Here is a 10,987-nt window from a genome sequence, read left to right on the forward strand (position 1 = left end):
AATGATGCATCAGCCGATCCTTGAACTCGACAATATTTCCCGCCAATTCCGCGAGACGCCGGACTTTGCCCAGCGCATCGTGGACATGCTGACTAGTCACAATTCCGAACAGGTCGTCCGTGCGGTCGACTCGATTAGCCTTCGTGTATGGCCCGGGGAGATTGTTGGCCTTGTCGGCGAATCCGGTTGTGGCAAGTCAACGTTGGCCCGCATCATATCCCGCATTCTGCCGCCCTCGGATGGTCGCATGCTTTTCGACGGCAAGGATGTTGCGCGGATATCGGAAAATGAACGCAAGAAAGGCAATCTGTCTGTCCAAATGGTCTTCCAGGATGCCACAGCCTCGCTCAATCCAAGGAAGCGTGTTGTTGAGATTATCGGCGAAGCACCGGTCGTCCACGGTGTCGTAAGCGCTGGGGGGATGGTTCGCTATGTGAGTGACCTGATGGAGCGTGTTGGGCTCGATCCGGCCAGCCGCGATCTTTATCCGCATCAATTCTCGGGAGGTCAGCGTGCGCGGATCGGTATCGCCAGGGCGCTCGCGGTCAAGCCGCGCGTGCTCGTATGCGACGAATCAACAGCGGCTCTGGACGTGTCGATCCAGGCACAAATTCTCAACCTTTTCATGGAGCTCAAACGCGACCTCGACCTAACCTATATCTTCGTTAGCCACGACCTTGGCCTGATCAGGAATTTCTGCGATCGTATAGCCGTCATGTATCTTGGCCGTGTCGTCGAACTGGCCGAGGCGGAAGCGTTATTTTCGAATCCGCTTCATCCGTATACCAGAGCGTTGCTACGGGAAATTCCTACATTGGAGCCGCGCAAGCGAGCCTTTACTGCCATCAATGGTGAAATGCCCTCGCCCCTCGACCCCCCCTCCGGTTGTCACTTCCATCCCCGCTGTTCCTTTGCGAAATCAATTTGCGCGCAGGAACAACCGCAATTGCTCGAGACCGTACCCCAGCATTCTTCAGCCTGCCATTTCAGTGGTCAATTTCGAAACAACGAGTTGCAGTATGTCCCGTGACAAAGAGCGTATATCCACAAGGATATTCATTGTCGGCGGGTGGTTGGTGGATCCGGCGCGAAATTACGCCGACATTATGTTGGAAGACGGGAAGGTGGTAGCTGTAGCGGCGCAGACCGGTAGGGAAGGCCCTCAGCTCTACGAGGCGGACGGTTTGATCGCCCTGCCGGCTGCATCTCTCCGCAATCCACTGATCGGCACGCTCGCCTTTGGCTCTAATGTCGACGTGACCGTCCTGGCACCGGACGAACGTGTGTTCCCTTTTAACAACGTTGAGTGTTGCCAAATACAGAGCGGACCGCGTTTGCGAGCAAGAGACATTTTCATCGCAGGTCGCGCAGAATTCAATTCAGCATAACAATGGTTGACCAGGAAAAACGGACATGATGAACGACGCGCGCCATTCGGCGACCGAACTTTGCGACCTCGATGCAACGGCGGCCCGCCAGCTGATCGGCTGTAAGGCCATATCCCCTGTTGATCTCACCAAGAGCTGCATCAATCGCATTGAGCGAGTTGACCACGCTGTCAATGCTGTGGTGTACCGCGATTTCGACAGGGCGCTGGAAATCGCGCGCCAGTGCGAGGCTTCCGTCATGAAGGGCGAGTTTCTCGGTGCCCTGCATGGCCTGCCCGTCGGTATCAAGGATACCGCCGAGACGGAAGGCATCACGACCACCTTCGGCAGCACCGTCTTTCGTGACCACCGGCCCGAAAAGGACGACCGGTTCGTTGCACGCTTGCGGCAGGCCGGCGGCATCGTTTTAGGCAAGACCAATGTCCCGGAATGGGCAGCCGGTGGGAACACCCGCAATCCGGTATTTGGCGCTACCGGCAACCCCTTCGCCGTTATGAAGACGGCGGCGGGATCGTCGGGTGGATCGGCAGCGGCTCTGGCGTGTGGGATGATGCCTCTTGCATCGGGTTCGGATACCGGCGGTTCGCTTAGAAACCCGGCGGCCTATTGTGGGGTGGTTGGTTTCCGACCGACTCCTGGCCTCATCCCCAGCGAAAAGCGCGGAACAGCCTGGTTACAGGTTTCGACCCTCGGCCCGATGGCGAGGACCGTCGCGGATGCGGCGTTGATGCTGTCGGTCATGATGGATTCGGATGTGCTCGATCCTCTTTCGATGGTCTGTCATGGTGAGGCGGCGCACGACAGCGCTTCCTGGGCTCGCCCGCCTGAAGTCGACTTGTCTCGTCTCAAGGTGGCGTATACGACAGATTTCGGCTTTGCTCCTGTAGAGCGGGCGATAGCATCTACCCTCACCGAAACGACAACGCTGATTGGCAATCTTTTTGCTTCGATCGAGGAGACAGCCCCGGATTGCAGCGGCGCAGACGACATCTTTGCAATTCTGCGCGCAGTGGCGGCACTCGGGATGTTCGAGAAGCTGCTCGAAAAGCATTCAGACCAGATCGGGCCCAACATCAAAGCCAACGTGGCCGAGGGTAGAGGATACAGCGCCAGCGACGTCAGTCGCGCGCTCAACGAACAAACCGCTTACCATCGACGCTGGCAGGCGTTCTTCGGCGACTATGACCTTCTGCTCGCGCCGGCTGTAACGGTAAGTCCTCGGCCTTGGCGGGAGCTTTATCCGCTGGAAATCGAGGGCACGCCAACCCGCAGTTACTATCATTGGCTGGCCTGTGCCTATGCAGTAACTTTGGCGGGCTGTCCCGCCATTTCGCTCCCCGTGGGGCGTGACCCTTCGGGAATGCCGTTCGGACTCCAGATCATAGCTCGGCGTGGGGCGGATCGCTTCCTACTCGGGGCGGCACACGCGCTAGAAAAGTCGCTTGCAGATGATCCTCGCTTGAGGCGGCCGACGCCCGATATTGCAGCGTTAGGCGCTGCCCCGCCACTGCGTGAAACCGAAGGGTTTTTCGCTTGGGACTGAGTTTACTGAACCCGGCCGCAGAATGCAGGCAGATGTCGAGTTCTGGCAAAACGCATCTCGCCAACCGTGTTGCGAATCCGACCGTCGGCACCAAATCGAACCTGTCCTGTCCAAGCGGTCCGCATGAATCGAGGATCGGATGACGGTGCATATTTTGCCAAGCGATTGAGAATAAACACGAATTTGGCTCTTGAAAAAATCAAGGTGGAATCCTATATCGCAACCAGCCGACGCGATACTCCTCCCATTTATCCGTGTCGGCTGTTCCCCTCTGGAGGTTTTTAACCTTCACAATGGAGCCGGGCCTTTCAGGTCCGGCTCTTTTTTCGGGATAATTTACGCGCGTCATTTCGTTTTTGTGGCTGGTTCGATCAGGACATGAAGAATTGCGTGCGCCTCACACCTTATGGGCTCCGCGATCTCCTGCCCGCTCAACCGCGATGGATTGTTAACTCCGAAGCTCGCTATCCAATGGTCTGCGTGGTTTGATCACCCTTGCCAAATTGGCTATTAATTCCTTAGTCCCGAGCGTATGGCACAGCAGCAGATGCGCGGTTAATGCATAGCGCGGAGCAACCGGCGGATCACGTTGTCATGCAGACGCCGGAGTTTGAATTGCGATTGCTGATGGAGCATATGGAACCAGACAGCACCCGCAATAATCGGCGGAGGGAAGCGGGGCTCTTGACCTGACAGGGCGTCTTTGTGCATCAACGAATTATCCAGAACCGTTAAGCCAAAACAATGTGAAACCGCCAGGTGTGCGTTGCAACCAATGAAGCCAGCCGGCGATTATTTAGGACAGAGAGGGCGCAAAACCTCTTGGGTCGTCGTAATATCTGCGATGAGTTCATCACGGGCGCGGGGAAAATCCTTGTTCTGGAGTGCCTCGACAATCGCAATATGTCGGCCGGAAGGCTCGGATTCGCCCGCTCTGATCTGTGGAGCGACATGTGTAGACAGCATTCGCATATAGGGGCCGAACCGCAACCATAGCGTCTCGATAAGCTGGATCAATACATCGGAACCGGATGCACGATAAATGGTAAAGTGAAACTGCTGGTTCTTGGTGATGAGGGCATAGATGTTCTTCTCGCGGCCAATTTCCTTTTGATCGGAAACAATGCCTTTGAGTACATCAAGATCGGCTGCAGTAAGCCGGGGGGCTCCAAGTTCTGTTGCAAGCGCTTCAACGGCGATGCGAGCCCGGCAAAGATCATCCAGCCGTGCTAAAGTGACCACCGGCACACGTGCCGAACCGTTGGATGCGATCTCCAGCGCATTCTCCGCCGCAAGACGCCGCAGTGCTTCGCGCACCGGCATGTTGCTGGTGCCAAATGTTTCGGCAAGACCGGCAATTGTCAGGCTTTGAGCCGGGTCGAATTGCCCGTTCATGAGCGCCTGGCGCAATTGCTGGTAGACCCCGTCCTGGATAGTCGTGCGCGAAGACACAGGCCCAAAACTCATATCCACTGACATATTCCTTATGTTCTGCTTCGAGCCCATGAAGTTCTGGTGCCGTTGTGCAGGCCGAGTTCACAAACACCAATATGACGATCAATAGCCTGAAATCCTCTGGCCTTACAATCTCGGCATGCCGATACGGCCAGCCTTTAAAATTCGGCGGCCATGCGAATTGACGCTTTATAGCATTTGTGATCAAATGATCACACATAAAGTATGGGGCATGCATGTCAGGTTACTTTCTCTATCACTCGATAGGCACATTCCCGGGCAAGGCGGATGCAATGAGCCGAGCTCTGGCGGACTTTTCCGAGATATGGTCGGCTGAGAATGATGGGCAATGGCACGCTGCACTGACAGCGCGCGCGGGGTTCATAGAACTCTGGAATGCGTTGATCGACGCACCGGCAGGGTCGTTGACGACAACGGAAAATGTTACGACGGCGCTCTACAGTCTGGTCGGCAGCCTGCCGCAGTCATACCTTTCCGGGCGCCGCTTCCTCATCGCGGCGGACTGTTTCCCCAGCCTGCATTTTATGCTTGCCAAGATCGCCCCGCGTTTCGGCTTTACACTGGACACGGTGCCCGTCCGTCCCGGTGAGAAATGGGTGCGCGAAGAAGATATGATCGCACGTTGGCAGGATGATGTCGGCGTCGCCTTGCTGACCTTCGTCACATCCACATCGTCGCATCGCTCGGATGTAGGCCGGCTTGTTGCGCACGGTCATCGTATGGGAACTGTTGTTGGCGCTGATATTACCCAAGGGGTGGGCGCTGCGCCATTTTCGATTGAAGAAACGCAGGTGGATTACGTTGTTTCGACATCGCTGAAATGGCTTTGCGGTACTTCCGGCGCCGGGATACTTCAGATACGTCCGGCGCTTCTTGGCCAATGCGAACCGGAATTGCGCGGGTGGTTCAGCCAGGACAATCCTTTTTCGTGGGATCTTGATCGCTTTGCCTATGCGCCGGATGCGCGCCGTTTCGATCATGGAACACCTGCCATCCTCGCTTCCGTCGCTTCGCTGCCGGGTCTTGAATGGGTTGCAAACACTGGTGTCGATGCGATCCGCACACAGAATTTGAGCCTGACGAACCGCATCATCGAACGGTCGCGGGAAAATGGCTGGGTGGTTGGATCGCCATTGGATGAAAACGAGCGTGGTGGCAGCGTCATGCTCTCGCTGCCGGAAAAGCACGATGCAGCCGCTATCGTGTCGGCACTGCGCGAGCAGGAACTCTATTGCGACGCCCGCGGATCGACATTGCGTCTGTCGCCGGGAAGCGTAACCGGCATGGAGGACGTCGATGCGCTTTGTGACGCCCTGAAACGAATGATGGAGTAGAGACGGCGCGTCCCCTGCGTCGGGGCAAGGGATGTGGAACACCAAAAGCCACTGCGAGTGGTAAAAACAGAGGGAAACACCATGCTGAATCGTCTGAATCTGATGGGAATTTTTATGGCGACAAGCCTTTTTGCCGCCGCGCCCGCTATTGCTGCCGATACGATTGTTATCGGAACTTATCCGGCCAATCCGCCTTGGGAATACAAGACCGCATCTGGAGATTTTGAGGGCTTTGAAGTTGATGTTGTCCGCGAGGTTGCCAAACGCCTCGACCTGACTCCGGATTTTCAGGATATGGGGTTCCAGGCTCTGTTTGCCGCCACCAGTTCAGGCCGCATCGACTTTGCTATCTCGTCGATTTCAATCACCAATGACCGTTTGAAGAATCAGTCCTTCACCCAACCCTATTATGACAGTGATGGCACCGTTGTCGGCAAGCCAGAGTCCACTATCAAATCGCTGGATGACTTAAAGGGAAAAACCATTGGCGTTATTGCAGGATCGACCGGGGATGCCTGGGCCAAAGCAAACTCTGAAAAACTCGGCATTGCCGAAGTGAAAAGCTATACCGCTCAGCAGGATTTGCTGATGGAAGTACAAAACGGGCGCATCGACGGCGGGGCGGGCGAACTTGCGGGATTCCAGTATGCCATGACCAAGATAGCTGGCCTGAAGCTTTTGGTGCGTATTCCGACCGGCGAGCGCTTTGCCCTTATGGCGAAGAAGGGCAGCCCGCTGGTGGGAAAGGTCAGTGACGCCATCTCGACGATGAAAGCTGATGGCACATTGGCCGCTATCCACAAGAAGTGGTTCAACGTCGATCCGGAGCCAGGTACCAGCACGGTCACATCTTTGCCTTTGCCGAAGGCCGAATAACCGTTCGCGCATTGAGGCCGGTGCTCAGCACCGGCCGTTACGGCTCTCAGGGGCCGACGACCTATTCAATTTGCAGGTAGGCGCCTATGGAATTGATCAACACTTTTTTCAACTGGCAAATTCTGGTCGAGTCCTTTCCAATCCTGTTACGCGGGCTTGGCAATACAATCATGCTCGGCTGCGCAGCCATCTTCTTCGGCTGCATCGGCGGTCTGGTCCTTTGCCTGATGCGTCTTTATTCGCCGCGATGGCTGAAATATCTGGCGATTTTCTACATTGATATTTTCCGGGCGCTGCCAATCCTGGTGGTATTGATACTGATCTACTACGCGCTGCCTTTGGCCGGCATCCGGTTTACCTCCTTCACCTCGGCAACCATCGCGCTTTCCATGGTGCTGGCGGCGTTCACCGCGGAAGTATGCCGCGCCGGCATCGAGAATATCTCCAAGGGCCAGTTCGAGGCGGCGTCCGCTCTTGGTCTTCCCTTCTGGATCACCATGCGCAAGGTTATTCTCCCGCAAGCCTTGAAGGTGGTTATTCCGCCGCTCACCAGCAATTGCGTTTCCATTTACAAGGATACCTCGCTGGCTTCGGTCGTTGCCATGCCGGACCTGCTGAAGCAGGCAACCGATGCCCAGGCGCTGATGGCCAATCCGACACCGCTGATCGGCGCTGCCATTATCTATCTCGCCTTTCTCTGGCCGCTCGTTCGACTGGTCAGCTATCTCGAGGCGCGCGGCAAACAGCAGCATTCGCGATGAGCAACCCATCCACAATCATCCAAGCATGGGCGCCTTGACGCGCCATAAGTTCCAGGAGCATCCATGAACAAGCACCATACCCCCCAAGCCAATAGCAACGAGGCCGCATTTCCGATCGACACCATACGTCCGATGTTTCCGGCATTGCAGAAGGCCGGTGACTTCATCTTCTTCGACAATGCTGCCGGTGCCCAGATACCGCAGAGCGTGCTGGATGCGGTGACCGCACATCTCGTTGATTTCAACGTCCAGCGCGGCGCCCGTTATGGTCGCGGTTTGCAGGTGGACAAGGCGGTTGCCGATGCGCGCGAAAGCGTGGCGCTGCTCATCAATGCTCGCGATACGCAGGAAATCTGCTTTGGCATGAATGCGACGTCGTTCATCCGCCTGGTCAGTCTTGGTATCGGCCAAATGCTTGAAGAACGGGACGAGATCATCGTCACCGATATGGATCATGACGCGAACATCGCCACCTGGCTTGCACTTGAGTCGATGGGAGCAAAATTCGTCTGGTGGCGCATGCGCGAAGACGGCAATCTGCATGTCGAGGACCTGCAGCCGCTGGTGAACGAAAAGACACGTCTCGTTGCCTGCACCGTTACGGCGCACTCGATCGGATCGATCGTCGATGTCAAGTCCGTCGCCAGGATCGCCCACGATGCCGGTGCGGAGGTGTTTCTTGACTGCGTGCATTACGGTCCGCACGGGCTGATCGATGTCCAGTCCTGGGATTGCGACTATCTCGTCTGCTCGGGCTACAAGAATTTCTCGCCGCATATGGGTTTTCTCTGGGGTCGCTTCGAGACATTGGAACGCCTGCCGACTTTCCGGGAGGACTTCATTCCCAATGTACCACCGCACAAAATTGAAGCAGGTACATTCATCTACGAAAACGTTTCGGGCATGGATGCTGCGGTTCACTATCTGGAGTCGATTGGCCGCAATTTTGCCCCGTCAAACAACCGGTCGCGCCGCGAGAATATCGTTGCGGGCATGGGAAAAATCCGGGCCTATGAGCTGAAGCTGGCAACGGAGATGCTGCGCGTTCTCAAGGATTCTGGCGCTACAATCTATGGTATCGACGATGTCAACCGCATCAATGAGCGCGTACCGACCTTCTGCTTCAATATCGGTAAACTGTCGCCCAAGCTGGTCACCGAAGAGATGGCGGAGATGCAGATCGGCATCCGTGACGGCCATATGTATGCGCCACGCCTGATGAAGCGGCTCAATCTCAGCATGGATACCGGTGCGGTTCGCCTTTCCCTGGTCCACTACAATACCATGGAGGAAATTCACCGCTTCGAGGAGGCGTTGAAGACAATCATCGCGAGGCACGCGCAACTGTAGCCAAATGCAACCTGCGTGTTTTGGTAAGTTCCCGTCCTCGCAGGAGCTTTATCCACTGGAGACGAAGGCAAGGTGACCCGCAACTATTGTCATTCGCTCGCAAGGCTTATGCAACGGCATTGGTTGCTTGTTCGGAACGTCGATTCCGGTTGCACATGATCCTGCCGGCATGCCGTTCCGGCTCCAGATCAGATCTGGACGGGGAGCGGTCGGCTTCCCACTCGGGGCGGCACACGGCTGGAGAAGGCGCTTGTCAACGATCCTCGCTTGAGGCGGCGGGCTTGCGATATTGCAGCGAAAAAGGCTGCCCCGCCGCTGCGTGAAGCCGAAGGGTTCTTGCTTGGGACTGAGTTCACTAAAACCGGCCGCGGAATTGCAGCAGGTAGATATCGTGTTCCAGCGGGTTTCGAAGGCGCCTCTCGCAAAATCGCATTGCGTTCCTCAGGGTCAGCGCCACATCGAATCTGGGCTGCTAAACTCGTCGACAGTTCTCCGCGGGTTCACATCAACCAACTTGCATTTGATGTTCAGGTCGATTGACTAAGTCACGGGATGAAAGTTCAACAAACATGCAATTGCATATTTATTGAACCACTCGGGTGAAGTATTCGTCGCGCCACATGCACACTTAAAACTGCACATAACGAGCAACAACCGCTCACGAGGTAGTGGCGATATAGCGTGCCGGCGTCCTGTGGCATGCAAAAAATAGTTGCATATGCACATAAAATCCACTAGGGATCATTTGGGAAAAAAGGGAATGTTTCGCGTCATAGGAGGAGGATTCGCGATGACCGCAGCAAGCACTCTAGGTAACCTATCCGAACTGCTGCATAGCGGGGGGGTCAATGTGATCGACCTGACAGCGCCGTTGGGGCCAGACACGCCGCTGCTCAAGCTTCCTCCGGAACTGGCCAAGGATACGCCGGCGATCGAGATTCACTCCATTTCAGAATATGACGAGAACGGGCCATTTTGGGCTTGGAACTGGCTCAAGATCGGCGAGCACTCAGGAACGCATTTTGACGCTCCCCATCATTGGATAACTGGCAAGGACTATCAGGACGGCTACACGGACACGATCCCGGTCAAGAACTTTGTCGCTCCCGTCAACGTTATTGACTGCGCGACCGAGACAGAGGCCAACCCCGACTTCCTGCTGACGGCCGACGGCGTCAAGGCATGGGAGGCCAAACACGGCGCCATCGGCGCGGGTGAATGGGTAGTGATGCGCACCGATTGGGATAAATACAACAATTCCCGGGAGCGCTTCCTCAATGCGGACGCCAGCGGACCACATTCGCCTGGCCCATCTGTAGATTGCATCGAATATATATTGGAACGCGGCGCGATCGGCTGGGGAACCCAGTGCATCGGCACCGATGCCGGCGCGGCTGGTGCATTTGAGCCGCCGTTCCCAGCGCACAACCTATTGCACAAGGCTAATCGTTATGGGCTCGCCAGCCTCATCAATCTCGACAAGCTTCCACCCAAGGGGGCAATCCTGATCGCCGCGCCGCTCAAGATCGTCAAGGGTACTGGCAGTCCGGTGCGTGCACTGGCACTGGTGCCCAATGGTTAGGCTCGTCGCCAGCGTTCGGGTCGCAATTGGCAACGTCGAGGAACTCGGCGTGGCGGCCTTTCTCACGGGCAAAGGTGGAAGGGTGCTGCGCTGGGAGCGCTTCGTCCGCGCCGGCGAGTTGAATCAACCAAGCGTGAGCTCATGCAACGTATCCAAATATCTGGCGGCACTGGAAGCTCGATGAATGCGCGCGTGCCCACCGATGTCGAACTGGACGGTCCAAGGCTGGGAGAAATCGGACTCCAGCAGTTTGCACCCTACCTTATGAACCGCATCATGGGGCGCTACAACGCCTCGTTGCGCGACGATCTGGCCAAGCTTGGACTCACCATACCGAAGATGCGAGCGCTGGCTATTCTCTCGGTGGTCGACGGTCTGCTGATTAGCCAGCTTGCCGTCTACGCTGTAGTTGAACATTCGACCCTAAGCAGGGGGCTTGACGCACTCGAGGCCGAGAAATTGGTCCGCCGCAATCCCGATCCGGACGATAGCCGTGCTACACGTGTGACCATCACCGAGTTGGGCCGAGCCACGTTCGAAAAGCTCTGGCCTACCATGCGCAAGAGCTACGAGACAATGTTTGCCGGCATCGATCCCGAGGAACAAGCAGCCTTCGTCGCCACCCTGCAGAAACTTCTGATCAACGTACGCAAGCACGATTTTTGACACCTGAGGAG

Annotated in this window: 10 protein-coding genes; 9 read left to right on the top strand and 1 reads right to left on the bottom strand. The window is 56.4% G+C overall.

Features of this window, described 5'->3' with window-relative positions; all coding sequences use genetic code 11:
* Position 1: 1 nt before the first annotated feature.
* Genes ACYJL1_RS17450 through ACYJL1_RS17460 form a run of 3 tightly spaced genes read left to right on the top strand, consistent with a single transcriptional unit; the run spans position 2 to position 2,931 of the window.
* On the top strand, positions 2-1,030 hold the full coding sequence (locus tag ACYJL1_RS17450) for an ABC transporter ATP-binding protein (protein ID WP_460898205.1): 1,029 nt from the start codon (positions 2-4) through the stop codon (positions 1,028-1,030).
* Positions 1,020-1,388, top strand: a complete 369-nt coding sequence (locus ACYJL1_RS17455) for a hypothetical protein (protein ID WP_460898206.1) — start codon at positions 1,020-1,022, stop codon at positions 1,386-1,388. The genes ACYJL1_RS17450 and ACYJL1_RS17455 overlap by 11 nt, the downstream gene beginning before the upstream one ends.
* Before the next feature lie 25 nt (positions 1,389-1,413).
* Entirely contained in the window at positions 1,414-2,931 is a 1,518-nt protein-coding gene (locus tag ACYJL1_RS17460) for an amidase (protein ID WP_460898207.1), read from the top strand.
* 792 nt (positions 2,932-3,723) lie between these two features.
* Here the strand turns inward: ACYJL1_RS17460 and ACYJL1_RS17465 are convergent.
* Positions 3,724-4,398 (bottom strand): GntR family transcriptional regulator, encoded by a 675-nt coding sequence (locus tag ACYJL1_RS17465; RefSeq protein ID WP_460898287.1) that lies wholly within the window; start codon positions 4,396-4,398, stop codon positions 3,724-3,726.
* A 224-nt stretch (positions 4,399-4,622) separates the two neighbouring features.
* On the opposite strand from ACYJL1_RS17465, the gene ACYJL1_RS17470 reads away from it, so the two are divergent.
* From ACYJL1_RS17470 to ACYJL1_RS17495, 6 genes are all read left to right on the top strand, one after another.
* On the top strand, positions 4,623-5,741 hold the full coding sequence (locus tag ACYJL1_RS17470) for an aminotransferase class V-fold PLP-dependent enzyme (RefSeq protein ID WP_460898208.1): 1,119 nt from the start codon (positions 4,623-4,625) through the stop codon (positions 5,739-5,741).
* A gap of 81 nt (positions 5,742-5,822) precedes the next feature.
* Complete coding sequence (locus tag ACYJL1_RS17475) at positions 5,823-6,617, top strand: ABC transporter substrate-binding protein (RefSeq protein ID WP_460898209.1); 795 nt, start codon at positions 5,823-5,825, stop codon at positions 6,615-6,617.
* An 86-nt stretch (positions 6,618-6,703) separates the two neighbouring features.
* Positions 6,704-7,378 carry an amino acid ABC transporter permease gene (locus tag ACYJL1_RS17480; protein ID WP_460898210.1) on the top strand — a complete coding sequence of 225 codons (675 nt, stop codon included), beginning with the start codon at positions 6,704-6,706 and terminating at the stop codon, positions 7,376-7,378.
* Positions 7,379-7,441: 63 nt separating this feature from the next.
* Entirely contained in the window at positions 7,442-8,728 is a 1,287-nt protein-coding gene (locus ACYJL1_RS17485; protein ID WP_460898211.1) for a cysteine desulfurase-like protein, read from the top strand.
* A gap of 790 nt (positions 8,729-9,518) precedes the next feature.
* Positions 9,519-10,310: a cyclase family protein gene (locus ACYJL1_RS17490; protein ID WP_460898212.1), complete on the top strand. Its 792-nt coding sequence runs from the start codon at positions 9,519-9,521 to the stop codon at positions 10,308-10,310.
* A gap of 180 nt (positions 10,311-10,490) precedes the next feature.
* Positions 10,491-10,976, top strand: a complete 486-nt coding sequence (locus ACYJL1_RS17495) for a MarR family winged helix-turn-helix transcriptional regulator (protein ID WP_460898288.1) — start codon at positions 10,491-10,493, stop codon at positions 10,974-10,976.
* The last annotated feature ends 11 nt before the right edge of the window (positions 10,977-10,987 follow it).

This window comes from Phyllobacterium sp. K27 (assembly GCF_054796155.1).